This is a genomic window from Heyndrickxia sp. FW510-T9 (genome assembly GCF_058781025.1).
In genome coordinates this window covers 1-16,253 of sequence record NZ_JBYSWK010000037.1, presented here as the reverse complement: position 1 = coordinate 16,253, position 16,253 = coordinate 1, and the positions used below count along the sequence as shown (strand labels likewise).

General features: G+C 37.1%; 17 protein-coding genes. 3 read left to right on the top strand and 14 right to left on the bottom strand.

The annotated features are described in order from the left end of the window. The 3 genes from AC3WJF_RS16650 to AC3WJF_RS16640 all read left to right on the top strand — a co-directional run. Positions 1-1,543: Ig-like domain-containing protein (locus AC3WJF_RS16650; RefSeq protein ID WP_492454193.1), on the top strand; the 1,543-nt coding region annotated here is incomplete at its 5' end. A gap of 26 nt (positions 1,544-1,569) precedes the next feature. Further along, entirely contained in the window at positions 1,570-2,535 is a 966-nt protein-coding gene (locus AC3WJF_RS16645) for a cohesin domain-containing protein (protein WP_492454191.1), read from the top strand. A 3-nt stretch (positions 2,536-2,538) separates the two neighbouring features. After that, entirely contained in the window at positions 2,539-3,090 is a 552-nt protein-coding gene (locus AC3WJF_RS16640) for a sortase (protein WP_492454189.1), read from the top strand. 50 nt (positions 3,091-3,140) lie between these two features. Here the strand turns inward: AC3WJF_RS16640 and AC3WJF_RS16635 are convergent, their stop codons facing one another. The 14 genes from AC3WJF_RS16635 to AC3WJF_RS16570 all read right to left on the bottom strand — a co-directional run bounded on the left by AC3WJF_RS16635 (position 3,141) and on the right by AC3WJF_RS16570 (position 16,038). After that, positions 3,141-3,344: a nitric oxide synthase oxygenase gene (locus AC3WJF_RS16635; protein WP_492454187.1), complete on the bottom strand. Its 204-nt coding sequence runs from the start codon at positions 3,342-3,344 to the stop codon at positions 3,141-3,143. After that, complete coding sequence (locus AC3WJF_RS16630) at positions 3,326-4,252, bottom strand: alpha/beta hydrolase family protein (protein WP_492454185.1); 927 nt, start codon at positions 4,250-4,252, stop codon at positions 3,326-3,328. The genes AC3WJF_RS16635 and AC3WJF_RS16630 overlap by 19 nt, the downstream gene beginning before the upstream one ends. Positions 4,253-4,280: 28 nt before the next feature. Next, positions 4,281-5,060 (bottom strand): ABC transporter permease, encoded by a 780-nt coding sequence (locus AC3WJF_RS16625; protein WP_492454183.1) that lies wholly within the window; start codon positions 5,058-5,060, stop codon positions 4,281-4,283. Continuing rightward, the gene (locus tag AC3WJF_RS16620) at positions 5,057-5,965 is read right to left on the bottom strand and encodes an ABC transporter ATP-binding protein (protein ID WP_492454181.1); all 909 of its coding nucleotides are present in this window, start codon (positions 5,963-5,965) and stop codon (positions 5,057-5,059) included. Before AC3WJF_RS16620 ends, AC3WJF_RS16625 begins: the two co-directional genes overlap by 4 nt. Continuing rightward, positions 5,962-6,156: a PLD nuclease N-terminal domain-containing protein gene (locus AC3WJF_RS16615; protein WP_492454179.1), complete on the bottom strand. Its 195-nt coding sequence runs from the start codon at positions 6,154-6,156 to the stop codon at positions 5,962-5,964. The genes AC3WJF_RS16620 and AC3WJF_RS16615 overlap by 4 nt, the downstream gene beginning before the upstream one ends. A 304-nt stretch (positions 6,157-6,460) precedes the next feature. After that, positions 6,461-7,360, bottom strand: a complete 900-nt coding sequence (locus AC3WJF_RS16610; protein ID WP_492454177.1) for a proline iminopeptidase-family hydrolase — start codon at positions 7,358-7,360, stop codon at positions 6,461-6,463. 57 nt (positions 7,361-7,417) lie between these two features. Next, positions 7,418-8,128 carry a creatininase family protein gene (locus AC3WJF_RS16605; protein WP_492454175.1) on the bottom strand — a complete coding sequence of 237 codons (711 nt, stop codon included), beginning with the start codon at positions 8,126-8,128 and terminating at the stop codon, positions 7,418-7,420. Between the two features lie 174 nt (positions 8,129-8,302). Beyond that, positions 8,303-8,980 (bottom strand): GntR family transcriptional regulator, encoded by a 678-nt coding sequence (locus AC3WJF_RS16600; RefSeq protein WP_492454173.1) that lies wholly within the window; start codon positions 8,978-8,980, stop codon positions 8,303-8,305. Between the two features lie 51 nt (positions 8,981-9,031). Next, complete coding sequence (locus tag AC3WJF_RS16595; protein ID WP_492454171.1) at positions 9,032-10,090, bottom strand: M42 family metallopeptidase; 1,059 nt, start codon at positions 10,088-10,090, stop codon at positions 9,032-9,034. Between the two features lie 60 nt (positions 10,091-10,150). Further along, complete coding sequence (locus tag AC3WJF_RS16590) at positions 10,151-11,794, bottom strand: ABC transporter substrate-binding protein (protein ID WP_492454169.1); 1,644 nt, start codon at positions 11,792-11,794, stop codon at positions 10,151-10,153. 254 nt (positions 11,795-12,048) lie between these two features. Beyond that, on the bottom strand, positions 12,049-12,969 hold the full coding sequence (locus AC3WJF_RS16585) for an ABC transporter permease (protein ID WP_492454167.1): 921 nt from the start codon (positions 12,967-12,969) through the stop codon (positions 12,049-12,051). Positions 12,970-12,990: 21 nt separating this feature from the next. Continuing rightward, positions 12,991-13,902, bottom strand: a complete 912-nt coding sequence (locus AC3WJF_RS16580) for an ABC transporter permease (RefSeq protein ID WP_492454165.1) — start codon at positions 13,900-13,902, stop codon at positions 12,991-12,993. A gap of 200 nt (positions 13,903-14,102) precedes the next feature. Then, complete coding sequence (locus tag AC3WJF_RS16575; RefSeq protein ID WP_492454163.1) at positions 14,103-15,068, bottom strand: ABC transporter ATP-binding protein; 966 nt, start codon at positions 15,066-15,068, stop codon at positions 14,103-14,105. Continuing rightward, positions 15,043-16,038: an ABC transporter ATP-binding protein gene (locus AC3WJF_RS16570; protein ID WP_492454237.1), complete on the bottom strand. Its 996-nt coding sequence runs from the start codon at positions 16,036-16,038 to the stop codon at positions 15,043-15,045. Before AC3WJF_RS16570 ends, AC3WJF_RS16575 begins: the two co-directional genes overlap by 26 nt. Positions 16,039-16,253 lie beyond the last annotated feature (215 nt).

Here is a 16,253-nt window from a genome sequence, read left to right as displayed (position 1 = left end):
TAAAGTTACGGATGGTCAGCTTGAATCTGAAACAGTAACTGTGGACGTTACAATTAATGCAGTAAATCACGCTCCAACCGTTTCTAATGTAGCAATTACAGGGGATCCAACTGTAGGAAAAACGCTCGCAGGCAACTATGCCTATACGGATGATGAAAATGATGCTGAGGGCGCTTCCATTTATCAATGGTACCGAAGCACTCAGAAAGATGGTTCGAACAAAGAAGCAATTACCGGAGCAAATTCAAAGAATTATACGCTTCAGGACGATGATGAAAATCACTACCTATTCTTTGAAGTAACACCAGTTGCGGTTGCGGGAGGACAATCAAATCAGTCCTACATAAGTGGTGCAAGCGAAAAGATTCAACCAGCGGACAAGATTCCGCCAACAATTAATACAATTCTTCCAAATAATAATGCAACCAATGTTTCTGAAACAGATGATTTTAGCATCTCCTTCAGCGAAACAGTGGTAGCATCAACGGGGACAATTTCAATTTATAAGAGTGCTGATGACTCTCTCGTCAATTCCATTCAAGCAAACGACACCTCTAATGTTGTTGTAAATGGGAACATTGTCTCTATTAAGCATGCAAAATTTGATAGTAACACCAGCTACTATGTCAAAATCGCCAATGTTGCATTTAAAGATGTGGCTGGAAATTACTTCAGCGGAATCACGAATAAAACGGATTGGACATTTACAACTGATGGATTAGCAACTCTAACTGCTATCCCTCTTAATCCATTAACAGAATCGGACCTTAATCGTGAAGGCGGCACAATCATTACACTTTCGTTATCAGGAGATACATTTAAGGATGACCTTACAGGTAATGATTTTACGCTCAATAATGCACCTGAAGGAATGTCCATTTTAAATGCTACTAATTTCGGAGACTCGGTTTGGTTGTTAATTGACTTTGATGGTACTGATTTCGATATAGATTATAATAATTTTTCCATCACTGCTAAAGAATCTGCGACCAAAAAAGGAAAAGCAGTTACGTCTAATTCGATGAAGATTACAGCTGAAATTGAGCCTTCAACCGCTTTTATTTCGGAGTATCTAGATGGAGGAGGATCTAATAAAGCTATAGAAATCTATTTACCTGGAAATAGTAACGCTACTGGTTATTCACTAGAAGTTCATCAGTGGATACCGAGTACAGGGAAGAAGAGGATTTTGACAGAGCCAATCTATTCGATCGCGCTCACACCAAACATGACTTATCACATTATTGACAGAACATTTTATGATTTTTTCGATTTAACAACTACATGGTACTACAATGACGATCTAGATTTATATGGAACGGGTATTGCTGGTGGTGCCATCATAAACGGTCTTGTACTGAAAAAGGATGGCCAGGTAGTCGATACGGTTGGTGATCCAACCACGAACGGATCTAAACCACTCTTACCTTCTGGAGGAACTCTGGTTCGAAAGCCAAATCTCATTCATGGCTCAACTCGTTATGTTTTAAATCAATGGACTCTCTATCCAAAAGGAACATATCAATATTTTGGCCACTATTAAGTTCATAGAATAAGGGAGATTACTAGATGAGAACAAAGTTAAAAATATTTAGGTTCATTTGTCTTGCCTTCTGCTTATTTATATTAAGCGTACCCAATCATTCGTTTGCAAAAGTAGAACCGCCCAAAGAAGACACAACTGTTACGATTGGCAATGTTAAAGGACAAATTGGAGATATTGTGGAAGTTCCTGTCGCCCTCAGTAATTCGAAAAATGAAATTGCTGCCTATGGGTTAGAAATCAATTTTGACAATACTGCTTTAAAAATCATTGGTGTGAAAGATAGCTACGGAAGCATAGAATCCACTAAGTGTTCAAAGGATAAAGATGGATGTTTCATGGTTCATTATGATAATTCCAAGGGCTTCCTTAGAGCAATTTGGGCAGATCCTTCTGCCGGAGATCGCCCAATAAATAAAGATATTGATTTATTTACCATTCAGATTGAAATCCAAAATGCAGCGAAGATCGGTGAAAGTAGTTTAACGATTCAAACTGATAAGAAACAAGGATTTAGTTTCTTAGATCCAACCAATCATCCTCTCGCTGTTCATGCAACCCCGGGAGAATTAACCGTCACTGAAAATAATGGAAATAAAGACCCTGATGATGGAGGTTCAACCACAGACCCATCAAATGGAGATAATGGAGGTTCACCTTCCAGTCCTTCTAATGGAGATAATGGGGGCTCACCTTCTAATCCTTCTAATGGAGATAGTGGCGGATCACAATCTAATCCTTCTAATGGAGATAATGGCGGATCACCTACTAGTCCTACCGATGAAGATAAAGGGAATCCATCATCTGACAAAGGGAATAAAGATAATCAATCAGGACCTGCTGCTGACAACGATTCACAGATCAATAAACTTCCGCAAACAGGTGATGATTCATATATTGATACTTATTTAAGCATTGGAATGGTCACGATCTTAGCCATTCTTGTAACGATGTGGGTATATCAGAAACGGAAAAAAGCACACCAGGATTAAACAATGAAAAAAAGCATAAGCATAATCTTAATCGCCCTACTCATAGTATTAGCATCCATCCGTTTATATCGGGCCTATGAGGCAGAATCCCACCAGAAGGCTCGAGAAAATTTGGAGCGGCAATTTTATGAGGCGGTTATATCAAAGAAGCAGTCAATCTCAAAACCTAAGCATGTGATTGGTCGAATCAGGATTCCAGCCATTGATTTAAAATATGTCATTCTCGACAAAACTACGAATAAGAATATGGCAATATCGATAACGAAAGTGACGGGTCCTTCTATTAACCAAAATGGAAACCTTGTCCTTGCAGGCCACAATATGCATAACGGGAGTCTTTTTGGAAAACTAAAAAGAGTAAAAATTGCGGATAAGGTCATTTTAGAGGACATATCTGGTGTGAAAAAGAATTATTCAATTATAGATAAGCATATTGTTAGCCAATATGACCTATCTCCTTTAACACAATCAGAAAAACCCGATCCATTTCTTACTCTCATGACATGTGATGAGAATTCTAGCAAAAGATTGATTGTCGTAGCAAAAGAAGACTAACAGTATAAAAGCCAATGCATACAGAACAGAATGCATTGGCTTTTTCAAATTCAATAAGCTGGTGCCTGATAAAAATAATTTGACCTTTTTATTTCATTTTTATATGGCTTATGAAAAATATGAGTTGCTGCAGGTGCTAATGACGGGATCAGCCACTCCCAATTTCCCGTAACAGGCAGTCCGCATTTTGCCTCGCTATGAATGAGCCTATTAAAACTTCTACCTGTACTTTCTCCTAAACAGAAAGAATCCAATCGGAAATGTCATCGATAACTTGTCTATCTACATGTTGGGCAACCTTATACTCTTTTTTCAATTTTAGTATCTTTCCATAAACAGAGGGCATAAACATATGATTCAAATTCGAATATAGGTTGAATGTAACATTTGGCTTTTCGCCCAGTAAATTTTTGTACTCATTGAAATCTTTTTCAACAGATACGTGGAAATCTTTATCGCCGTGCAAAATGAATACTGGTTTATCCACTTCTTTCAGATAATCAATAGCTCTGTGCTCACCCATTTCTTTGAAATAGTAGGCGCTGACGTATTTTCCAATAACCTTGGTTGATTTTGCTTCTTCATCTCTTAGTTGATAGATGTTGTCAAACCTGCTTGATAATTTCGCTATTTGTTTCTTCGCAATCATTTTCAATAATTTATTTAAGGAGTTTAAAGCATCATCATTTTGATCCATCATTATTTCTTCTAATTTGCGAGGAGAACCTGCGCAGATAATGATTCCAGCAAAATCCCCACCTTCTGCGTCAATCCGCGGTGCTAGCATTCCACCCATACTATGACCTAGTATAAAAATCTTGTTTGCATCTATACGTGAATCTTTTCGCAGGAAATTAGCTGCAAGGATGGCATCTTCAATTGTTTCTTCTTTAACCGTTAATCCTGCATCTTTTCGCATTTCTTTCCCATATACGAATGTTCTCTTGTCATATCTTAGTACTGCAATCCCTTGTTCTGCCAAACCTTCAGCAATATCTTTAAACGGAGTATTATTACCGATTTTTTCATCCATGTTACTTGGACCAGATCCATGAACCAGAACAACTGCAGGCAACAATCCATTCGGCTCATTAGACATGGTCAATATTCCGTTAAGCGGGTATTTTGTTTCTGAACCGATAATAATTTTTTCTTCCATCATTTTGTGCTACCTCCTCCAGCTTCCTTTTCTATACCAATTCTTTTCTTTTAAAAATAGTCACACCAGTCGCTAATAATAGAGCAATTAAAAGAATCGTTATTATAGATGCTGCGTACAATCCCTCCGGACAAGTTTTTGTTTGTAGCATTTCACCAGTATACTTTGTTAAATGGGAAGGTAGCCACAAAAGTTTGTCCTGCAAGAAGGAGGCACAGGTGCTAAGAATTATTGTTGATGCTAAGGTTAAAAATGCATTTAGTCCAGATGATTTTACAAAACAGCCAAAGAAAAAGACTAGAGTAACAACAAAGGTTAACCAAATTCCATATATGAAAAAGCCTTTTAGTACCCAACTTATATCAACTTTGCCAAATAATTGATACGTATAATACCAGGTTGCCAGCATGCCAAGGAAATAAGATACCCAAACTACCAGTATCGCCGATGTCCATTTTGCTAAGATATAAGCTATAAACGATACAGGCTTAACGAGAATAAGAGAAGCACTTCCATTTTTCTTTTCTCCCGGAATAGAAGCCATAAAAGCTAATACAATAACCAAAATTCCAATCATATTAAACTGCGAATCAATTGTTCCGAATAAAACCTCGGAAGCGGATGGTGTCGGTAGTTTAATAACCGCTCCATCTGGAAGATTTCCACCTGACTCAATGATTTGCGGTAAATAATAAGTGGTGATTGGCTGAGTTAATCCAAGAAGAAGGAAAACTAATGGCACCCAAATCCATTTATAATTCCTCCATGACTCTAAGCATTCTTTTTTCAAAAAAATAAAAAACTGCTTCATCCCTTCACCACCTTTGTAAATACTTCTTCTAATGTCAATTGGTTGACTTCAAATTTTTCTAAAGGCCAACGATCATTAGCGGCTAGCTGAAATATTTGCTCCCTTGCTATCTCCATTTCAGAAACGGAAATGAAAGCATTATTATCATTGGCTTCAATGGATTTCACCCATTTCAACCCTTCTAATTGAGGTAAAAAATCTTCAGGGATTTTCGAAAATGCTAACCTAATCACATTATCGGTATAGCGCTCCTTAACCTCTTCCAATCCTCCCCCCTCTATTAATCTGCCATCATTCATAAAAAGCACGGAATCACACACTTCTTCTGCATCATTAAGAATATGGGTAGAAAAGAGAATAGTCGTTTCGTTTTTTAATTTTTTCATAAGCTCTAAAACTTCTCGTCTTCCAAATGGATCTAATGCAGAAACAGGTTCATCCAAAAGCACTAGCTTTGGCTGGTGAATAAGAGCTTGTGCGATACCAAGTCTTTGTCTCATTCCACCCGAATAACCGCCTATCTTTCGTTTGTATCCATCTTGAAGCCCTACAAGCTCTATTAATTTCTCTACCCTTTCTTTCAAAATGGTAGGTTCTATATTTACTAATTTTCCTACAAATATTAAATATTCTTCCCCAGACATCCATTCGTAAAAGGTAGGATATTGCGGTAAAAAACCAATTAAGTCCCTAAAATCATTCCCGGATTTCTTCAATGGGGATGATATTGTCCCTTTACTCGGCTTAATTAACCCAGCTATCATATGGATCGTCGTTGTTTTCCCAGCACCGTTTGGGCCTAACAAAGCCGTACATTTTCCATCTTCAAGGGAGAAGCTCACATCATGTACCGCAATTTTCCCCGTATATTCCTTTGTGAGATTTTGGATATTTATAACATTCATCTATTTTGTTTCCTTCCGATAACAAAATATAGGATTGGGCCTAACATGCTAATAAAAATGACAATAAGCGCCCATAGCCATTTAGGTCCATTTGTCCGATTGATCCGAATAATATCTACAACAGCAATTACCATTAATACAAATTCAATCACAATGATTGGTGCAATTAGCCCCCAGTTGATGTTTTCCATTTTTCTTCCCCCTCTAACGTTGTTATACAATCACTATAACAATTCTCAAAAACAAATACAATAATCTTTTTATTTTGGAAACAAAGGGACGGTTCTTGTGTTTCAAAGAAAGTGTGTGCCTATCGCTCTCTGAAAAATGCCTGAATAAAAATAAAAAATGATTTATTAAGCGCTTATGAGCAAAACTTCGAAGTTCTTATGCCCAGAACCACCCCCGTCCCTATGTCCATGACAAAAAAAGCTTTCTACATTTTTTATAGAAAGCCATTTAGAATGATTCAAAGAATTATTTTTCTAATATTTTTTAAATACGATTTAAGTTAACACCTGATTCTACATCTTTTACAAATTCTTTAATAAAATTGAAATAGGACTCCGAATCGTCCCACATGGATAAATGACTTCCATTTTCGCAAATCCCAACACGTGAATTTGGGATTCGATTTCCCATCTCTATTTTATCTTCAGGTGCCATGGTGTCGTATTTGCCACCTAACAATAATGTCGGAACTTCTATATTTTGCAGATTATCCCAACGATTCCAATCTTTAAATGTACCAGTAACTAGGAATTCATTGGGACCTTGCATTGTATTGTACACATGTGGATTTATATGTGAAAAGCCTCTAACAACCGAATCTGGCCAAGGATCTAGTCGGCAAATATGTTTTTTATTTAAATATTCATGAATAAGTGCTTCGTATTCTGAATTTCCGAATTCTCCCGATGCTTCAAAGCTTTTCATTCTATCGACAATATTACTTGGCAGCTTTTCGCGTAACTTATTAATATTCTTTACATACGAGTCTATACTTGCAGTCATATTGGAAATAATGAGGCCATTTAGAGCGGACTGGTATTTTAGAGCATACTCAATTGCAAGAAATCCTCCCCATGAAGATCCAAATAAATAAAATTGATCCAGATCCAGGTATTTTCGAACTTCTTCCACTTCTTCACGAAAACGATCTACGTCCCACAGTTTATTGTCATTTGGCTGATCAGAGTAATACGACCCTAGTTGATCATAGAAATAAATTTCAATTCCCTCAGGTGGTAATTGTGTTTCAAAGCATTCTAAGTATTCGTGAGTGCTTCCTGGCCCCCCGTGAAGCAACAACATCTTGATGGGACTTTCTCCAACTTTTCTTGTCCAAACATGGAATCCACCGCTAATTGGTACGATGTTTGATTGAGCTTTCATTATCCTCCTACCTTTCGAACAATAATGATAATCTATCAAAATGGTTATCAAATCCACTTAACTTCGGTTTACTTCCCAAAGATTCTCAAATTCTTTTAATATAATAGATAATAATGCCTCGTAAATCTGTTCTCCCTTTTCTGCTGTTGCCGCTCCAGCGTTTCCGAAATATGCTTCCGGAAAAGCAGATTTCCCCCAATCCTTAAAAACGATATTGCGTGGAAGAGTTACCTCGTGGTGACCTACTAAACTTATATCAGCATAATTTTTATTAATTGCGAGCATCAATGAGGTTTCATCTTCACCAGCATGCCCAGGGTTATCAACAATGGTTTTAATTTCATCACGGTAATCAACCCACCAATTAATCGTTAGGACCACACCATCTAGTTCAGCTATCTTTTCTGAAACATTTCTAAGACCTGATTGATTCCCACCATGTCCATTAAATAACACTATGTTTTTAAATCCTTGCTTTATAAACCCTCTAGCAATTTCATAAACGTAATTAGAAAACGTCTCGTTCGAAATACTTATAGTGCCAGGGAAAGATGAATTTTCCCAGGAATGTCCGTAAGCTATCTCTGGTGCAATGATTACCTTCTCACCGATAAACGGATCTAATCTTTTAAGAAATTCTCTAGGTATTAATATATCTGTTGCAAGTGAACAATGCGGTCCGTGTGCTTCCACCATTCCAATTGGTAAAATAACCGTATTAATACTTTCTCTCATTTTTTTGAAGGTAGTCATACTAAGATCACTCATATACATCTGAAATCACCTTTTTTCCTTTTTAATAAACAAACCTTAAACCTTATCCTATATATACGAAAAAGATTTAATGAAATGTCCTTTCTGCATCAAATTTCAACAGCAAAGTCATAGGTTTATTAATCGAATAATGCTATATGTGCTTTTGAGGAATATTTCTAATATTAGTTAAGAATCAGTTTCTTTCTTTTTAATATGTTCACTTTGTATAAGGTCATTTAAAGTTTGTGTGTAATGATGCATGAATTCTCGTTTAATTTCATCTTTATCTTTTCTACGAAGTACATCCACCAACAATTGATGATTACCAACGAGATAATTTACCCTATGTGGTGTATTACTTGTTACCGTCAAAAACATTGCCCCAAGCTGCACATCAAGCTGCTGATGCATATGTTGTAATCGTCTATGTTTCGAAGCGCTTACAATTATATGATGAAATTCTTTATCGATTTTTTCCATGGCTTCAATATCTACTGCATCACATGCTTTTTGAAACGACTTTATTAACTCGTCTAATTGACTAAGTTCTTTTTCTGTAATATGTTTTACCGCAAGCTGAGCGGCTTCACTTTCAAGCAGTGCTCTTAATGTATATATCTCCCAAGCATCTTCCTTTGAAAGTGTCGATACGAATGTTCCTTTATTTGTTTCATGTTTAACCAATCCTTCATTCTGAAGCATACGTAATGCTTCTCTCAATGGGCCTCGCGAAATTTCCATTTGTTCTGCTAATTTTACTTGATTAATACGTTCCCCTGGTTTAAGTGTGCCGTTAAGAATCATTGTCCTCACCGCCTTAGCGACACTGTCAGACAAGGATAAATGATTTAAGGGAATTGACATTTTTCTTATACTCCACCTTTATATACAAGTTAAATGATGTAAATATACCTCTTAATTAATAGGATTTACCAAATTCTCGATAAATGCAACAATTAATTTGACACTATTCTCAACATCATCAAGATGTACACACCCAACCCCTGAGTGAATATAACGAGAAGGAATAGAAACCGTTCCTGTAAGAACTCCCCGTCCACTTAAACTGATCGCCTTTCCGTCTGTCGCACCTTTAAGAAGAACATCACGCTGATAAGGGATAGTATAGTCATCAGCAATCCTCGCTAAATGTTTTGCTAATTTTCTCGGAACCGCTAGTCCACCGTCATAAAAGGTTATAGCAGTGCCTTTCCCCATTTTTACCGGGATATCCTTATCTTCCATTCCCGGTGTACCACCTGATAATGTTACATCAATAGAGATAGCAACGTCTGGCTGAACAGTAAAGCCCGCAGGTCCAGCTCCACGAATACCAACTTCTTCTTGTACTGTTGCAACTCCATAAACAGTCGGTGAAATATTTCTTTCTGCTAATCTATTCATTACCTCAATTAGTACCGCACAACCAGCACGGTCATCGACGGCTTTTCCTGTAAAAACTTTACCGTCATTCAAAAACTGACCCTTACGATCAAACGTTACATAATCCCCTACTTGCACCCCTAAGTTCAATGTTTCCTCACGATTTAACGTTCCAACGTCTACATGCATTTTTTCAAATGGAATGGCCATTTTTTCTTCTTCAGACGATACAATATGGGCCGGCTTACTGCCAGTAATACCTTTTACAACACCTTTGTCTGTATGGATTTCTAGTATTTGACTAATCACCATTCTACTGTCGTGAAAACCTACTGGGCCAATATAGACAAACCCTTTGTCGTCGATGTGGGTAACAACAAATCCAATCTCATCCATATGTGCTGCTAACATTACTTTTAAATTCGGATCGCTTCCTTTTTTTATAAAAAATTGATTGCCAAGAGCATCCTCAAAGTGTTCATCTACCTTTCCCTTCAATTGCTCCTTCATATAATTCGATACTAGTTTTTCATCGCCAGAAACCCCTATTAATTGATCAAGTTCTGTTAATAGATTCTTTAAATCTTTCATCTTCCAACTCCACCTTTCTTATGAAAATAAAAGGGAGAGAACTCCTCTCCCCTTAAGCTATTAATGCTTTGTAATCGAAATATTTTGAAGTGGATCCATCCATACAGGGTGTTGGTAAAATCCTTTTACCCACGGTTGAACAATGGCATATCGAACTGGGGTATATAAAGGAACCCAAGGAGCATCCTTCATAATCTCTAATTCAATTTTTGAATAAGCATCCCAACGTTCTTGGCCAGGTGGTAAAATCGCAGCATCCTTCAACATTTCGTTAGCCTTTGGATTGTCATATGCAGCCCAGTTATTGGCAGGAACTTGATTTCCATTTAATAATACATCTAAAAAGTTAGACGGATCTGGATAGTCTTGGAACCAAGCAGTGCTTACGATTCCATATTTTAATGATCTTGCACCATCACTATAAGAGGCACCAGATAATGGACGAATCTCTAAATCAATTCCTATATCCTTAAGATCAGATTGAATGGATTCTGCCTCCTTAGTTGCTTGATCACTACTAGTTGTCAGCATAACTGTTTTAAAGCCATTGCCATAACCCGCTTCCTTTAGAAGCTCTTTTGCTTTTTCTTTGTTGAACTTATAGTCAACATCTGATGGAAGATCTTTTTGATAACCTGGCATGTCAGGCGGCAAAATTTGATTGGCAACAGCAGCACGCCCATTGTTCAGTTTCACTAATTTTTCCTTATCAATAGCCATATTAACGGCTTGGCGAACTAACTTATTATCGAAAGGTTTGACTTTATTATTAAGTGCTAAGTAATAAGTCGAAACAAGCGTTTGGCTTTGTAATAATTTCTTATATTTTGGATCCTGTTGAAATTGGACAAAGTCTGCTGATCCAATTGCTTGGTTCCATCCAATGAACGCTGTATCGCCTTGTTTGAATTTTAGTGCAGACGACTGTGTATTCTTCTCAAAAGTAATATTGATTTGATCAAGCTTTGGAAATCCTTTTACAAAATAGTCTTTATTCTTTTCTAAAACCATCCCTTTTCCTACATTGTAGGATTTCATTTTCCATGGGCCTGTTCCCATAGGTTTATGATCGAATTCTTTATTACCAATAGAATCTACATACTCTTTGTCAATAGCCGGGAAGAAAGGCATTGCTAAAACATTTAGGAATGTCCCTTCAGGGCGAGTTAGCTTGATTACTAATGTATAAGGGTCTGGAGCAGTTATACCAGAAATATCCTTTGATTTACCTTCTGAAAAATCCGTTGAACCAACGACTAATGGGTCAAGGAAACCTTTCCCTGGTGAACCAACCTTTGGATCTAGAATACGTTTAAATTGATCAATAAAGCTTTGTGCTGTTAATTCTTTCCCGTTAGTGAATTTAATGCCTTTATTAAGTTTAAAAGTATAGGTTAATCCATCATCTGAAATGTTATAATCACTTGCAGCACTACCAACTAATTTTGTTGAATCAGGTGCATAAGTCACTAGCATATTATAAAACTGCGTAACTACTTCATAGCATCCGAAATCATAACACATAGCAGGGTCCAAATGAGAAAAATCTGCGCTCATATCAATATTGATACTTCCACCTTTTACTGGTTCGCCATTTCCTGACGCATTATTTCCATTACCACCTGTATTAGATGAACAGGCAGAAAGTAGTAACATGAAGATCAGGACAAAACTCCCTATCAATGATGATTTTTTCATTAACATTTCTATTTCCTCCTTTTTAACCTCTTTCATTGTGTTCTTGCAATTTGAATGGTGTAAATCTCACCACCTTTCAGCAGATCCGTTAGTATAATTAAGGCTGTTTTTGTACTAATTGTTTTTTTTGTACCTTGTTTAATTTTCTAATAGGCTGTAATTTCGGAGCATCTTTTCTTAATTGGATTACCCATTCTAAAGCTGAATAAAAAAGTTATGAGATTTAGATTACAAAAACAACATAGTTTAAGAAAAGAGTCTTAATTAATACTAATTCTTGGATCAATAAGAAAATACAGGATGTCTACGATAAAATTCATAACCACTACACATACTGCAGCTAAGAGTACGGTTGCCATTATGACAGGTACATCTAAGTGTTGAATGGATTGCATAGCTAATTGGCCAATTCCAGGGTAATTAAATACCGATTCCGTTATTACGACTCCACCCATTAAGAAAGCTATGTCCATCCCCGCATACGTTACAGCAGGAATGATTCCATTACGAAGCCCATGTCGGAAAGTTACCCTTAAGGAAGAGGCACCGTTTGCATGCGCTGTTCTTATATAATCTTGTGACAAAACATCTAGCATGGATGACTTTACTAGCCGCTGGTAGTAGGCAGCTCCAGCAATTCCTAATGTAAGGGATGGCAAAATTAAATTTGCAAATCCCCCTGAACCTCCAATTGGCAATATCCCTAATTTGTAGGAAATGTTATAAATGAACCACATTCCGAGCCAAAAAGTTGGGAGCGAAATACCAATGATAGCTAGAATGGACAAAATGAAATCGGTCAATTTTCGATTCTTGATGGCGGTTAATAATCCTAATGGAATGCCTATAATAATCTCAACAGCCCAACCCGATAGTGCCAATATTGCTGTCGCACCAAATCTATCGGAAATTAAAGTAGTAACTGGTTGATTGTTATAATAAGAGAATCCTAAATCACCATGAAATAAACGATTTAAATAAGTAAAGTATTGAACATACACTGGTCGGTCTAGCCCCATTGTATGCCTGACTTGTTCGACCACCTCAGGTGCCGCTTTTTCGCCGACTATGGTGCGAACTGGATCACCTGGTACTGCATAAGCGATGACAAAAGTAATAATGGAAATGCCTATTAAGACCGTAATAGCTCCTAATACACGACGAACGAGATATGCTGCCATTGCTTGTCCTCCTCTCTATCATTAGCGTCCAATGGTTGGATCTAACCAATCTCTTAATCCATCTCCAAGCAAGTTGAATCCTAGTGTTGCCCAAATTAAGGCAATCCCCGGAGAATAGATAAGCCATGGCGCAATTTGATAAGTATTCAATCCATCTTGGAGCATATTCCCCCAGCTTGCAGTTGGTGGCTGAATTCCAATTCCTAAAAAGCTTAAAGCCGCTTCCAACATAATGTTTTGTCCGACTAGTAATGTTCCCATTACAATCACAGGAGCAATAACATTCGGTAGAACCTCTTTGAAGATGATGACAAATTTTGAAGCCCCTAGCGCCTTAGCTGACTGGACATATTCTAGCTCTTTTACTTTTAGTACTTCACCTCGGACAATACGGGTCATCATTGCCCATCCAAGAACACCGATTGCAATAAAAACATTTGAAATACTTGGCTTTAGAACAGCAACTAGCGCAATAACAAATAGTAGAAAAGGAAATGCTAGCATAGTATCTGTAATCCTCATGATTAACATATCCACCCATTTTCCGAAGTAACCTGAAATAACCCCTAAGGTTACTCCTATAAAAAGGCTGATTAAACTAGCAAAAACACCCACTTCCAGTGAAACCCTAGTCCCAAATATGACTCTTGATAATACATCCCTACCTACCGAATCAGCACCAAAAATAAATTTCGTGCTTGGGCCAACAGGTGCTCCTATATCCGATAATCCAGATGAATATTGTGTGTTTGGATTATGCGGGGCGATTAATGGTGCGAAAATCGCAATCAATATTAGGGAAAGCACCATCAAACCACCAACCAAAATCATTGGGTATGCACGCAAAACTTTCATTACCTTATTTTTCTTTTTCGGTTCTATCGCCATGTTAACTGTTGACACTTTAATATTTTGAATCTGGCTTTCACTCAAACTGCACATCTCCTTTCTTAGTAAAAATTTAGTACAGCTGTTTTCGTATAAATTGTCTTGTCTTTTCGTTCTATGTTTAGATTCCTATCAAGGTTTAGTTTCGGGGCATCTTTTCTTATATGGATTACCTATTCTAAAGTTCCAGGAAAAACCCATGAGTTTTTCTATTACAAAAACAACAAAGATTAAGAAAAGAGCCTTTAGTAAAGGTGGCATGCTACATAATGCCCGTCCTTCACTTCCTTCCAATCCGGTTTCTTTTGCTTACAAATTTCAGATGCAGATGGGCACCTCGTGTGAAATACGCATCCCGTTGGTGGATTTGCAGGACTAGGGAGGTCACCAGCTAGTACAATTCTCTCTCTTTTTTCTGCAGAATTATGTACTGGGATTGCGGACAACAGCGCCTTTGTGTAAGGGTGTAACGGATCCTTAAACATTGATAACGTTTCCGCCATTTCAAACATTTGCCCTAAATACATAACTAGAACACGGTCGCTAATATGCCGGACAACACTTAAATCATGTGAGATAAATAAGTAAGTTAAGCTCAACTCTTTTTGTAAATCTTCCAATAAATTTATGATTTGGGATTGTATAGAAACATCTAATGCAGAAACCGGTTCATCCAAAATTAATAGACTTGGATTTAATGTTAATGCACGAGCTATTCCAATTCTCTGTCTTTGTCCCCCTGAAAATTCATGAGGAAACTTATTAACTGCACTTGGATCAATTCCACATTTCTGTAGAAGTTCTATAACCTTCTGTTTTCGTTCTTTTTTGGAATATAATTTATGAATTTCCATTGGACGTTCTAGAATTGTCCCAATACGGTATCGTGGATTCAATGATGAGAAAGGATCTTGGAAGACAATTTGCATTTCTTTGCGATATTCTTTAAGTTTGGATTCTGAGAGGTTAGCTATATTTTCCTGTTTATAAATAATTTCACCATCTGTCGGTTCTAGGAGCCTGAGAATTGTTTTTCCAGTTGTCGATTTACCACACCCAGATTCACCAACAATCCCTATCGTTTCACCGGCATTAACAGTAAAGCTTATATCGTCTACTGCCTTTACATGACCGACCGTGTGCTGAAAAATCCCTTTTTTAATTGGGAAGTATTTTTTTAAATTTTTAACTTGTAATAAGGCTTCTGTCATCCTTATTCCCCCTTCCTAACCAGCAACTGACACTTTGGGTATGGCTAATTACTTCGTGGTGGGGTTCTTGTTGATAGCATTTATCCATCGCAAACTCGCATCTTGGAGCAAATCTGCACCCTTTTGGCATATTAGCTAAGGATGGTACATTTCCAGGAATGGTCTTTAATCTTTCTCTTTCGCCTTCCAATTTAGGAATGGATGCGATGAGTCCTTTCGTATAAGGATGCTGTGGATTTTCAAATAAAGTGTTAACGTCTGCTTGTTCTACGATTTTTCCAGCATACATGACGGCAGCCTTTTCGCACATCTCGGAGACAACACCTAAATCATGTGTTATCAAAAGCAAAGCCATATTATTTTCTTTTTGAAGTTTTCTAAGCAGGTCCAAAATTTGTGCTTGTACTGTCACGTCTAATGCCGTAGTAGGTTCGTCTGCAATAATTAGCTTCGGCTTACAGGCCATCGCCATGGCAATCATAACCCTTTGCCTCATACCTCCGGATAATTGGTGTATGTATTCCTTATAAATCTCTTCAGGTCTTGGGATGCCTACTAATCTCAGAAGTTCTAATACTCTTGTTTTGATTTGTCTCTTTGTTAATTTTTCATGAAGAAAGAGTGGTTCACCTATTTGGTCACCAATTCGAATAACTGGATTTAGAGCAGTCATCGGTTCTTGAAATATCATCGAAATATCATGTCCACGTATTTTTCGCATTTCCTTAACAGATAGGTTTAATAAATTTTTTCCATCAAAGGTAATTTGTCCTACAGTCTTTGCATTAGCTTTTAACAAGCGCATGATTGAAAGGGATGTAACACTTTTTCCACAGCCTGATTCTCCAACAAGTGCAACTGACTGCCCTGGATAAACGGAAAGATTAACACCTGATAAAGCATTTAAATATGTACCATCTGATTGAAAGGATACCTTGAGATTAGAAATCTCTAATAATGGTTTCACTATATTCGCCCCTTCCCTTAGCATTTTGTAATAATTGCAATATTATAAGTGTCAACTGTTAACAGTTTTTATTCAAAATAAGAGGCCTTATATCTTTGTTTGTATCCTATCTCTCACTTCGAATACTTTTAATAATAAGAAAATTCATGTTATAAGTCAAATAGTTTTTTAAATATTCCAATAAACGAAATGTTTAATTTTTTTCATTTGTATTACAT

Bases quoted from the DNA above. Each gene is read 5' to 3' on its own strand.
- AC3WJF_RS16590 (WP_492454169.1), bottom strand. From the start codon at position 11,794: ATGTTAATGAAAAAATCATCATTGATAGGGAGTTTTGTCCTGATCTTC.
- AC3WJF_RS16575 (WP_492454163.1), bottom strand. From the start codon at position 15,068: ATGACAGAAGCCTTATTACAAGTTAAAAATTTAAAAAAATACTTCCCA.
- AC3WJF_RS16600 (WP_492454173.1), bottom strand. From the start codon at position 8,980: ATGTCAATTCCCTTAAATCATTTATCCTTGTCTGACAGTGTCGCTAAG.
- AC3WJF_RS16625 (WP_492454183.1), bottom strand. From the start codon at position 5,060: ATGAAGCAGTTTTTTATTTTTTTGAAAAAAGAATGCTTAGAGTCATGG.
- AC3WJF_RS16595 (WP_492454171.1), bottom strand. From the start codon at position 10,090: ATGAAAGATTTAAAGAATCTATTAACAGAACTTGATCAATTAATAGGG.
- AC3WJF_RS16645 (WP_492454191.1), top strand. From the start codon at position 1,570: ATGAGAACAAAGTTAAAAATATTTAGGTTCATTTGTCTTGCCTTCTGC.
- AC3WJF_RS16640 (WP_492454189.1), top strand. From the start codon at position 2,539: ATGAAAAAAAGCATAAGCATAATCTTAATCGCCCTACTCATAGTATTA.
- AC3WJF_RS16615 (WP_492454179.1), bottom strand. From the start codon at position 6,156: ATGGAAAACATCAACTGGGGGCTAATTGCACCAATCATTGTGATTGAA.
- AC3WJF_RS16630 (WP_492454185.1), bottom strand. From the start codon at position 4,252: ATGATGGAAGAAAAAATTATTATCGGTTCAGAAACAAAATACCCGCTT.
- AC3WJF_RS16605 (WP_492454175.1), bottom strand. From the start codon at position 8,128: ATGAGTGATCTTAGTATGACTACCTTCAAAAAAATGAGAGAAAGTATT.
- AC3WJF_RS16585 (WP_492454167.1), bottom strand. From the start codon at position 12,969: ATGGCAGCATATCTCGTTCGTCGTGTATTAGGAGCTATTACGGTCTTA.
- AC3WJF_RS16610 (WP_492454177.1), bottom strand. From the start codon at position 7,360: ATGAAAGCTCAATCAAACATCGTACCAATTAGCGGTGGATTCCATGTT.
- AC3WJF_RS16620 (WP_492454181.1), bottom strand. From the start codon at position 5,965: ATGAATGTTATAAATATCCAAAATCTCACAAAGGAATATACGGGGAAA.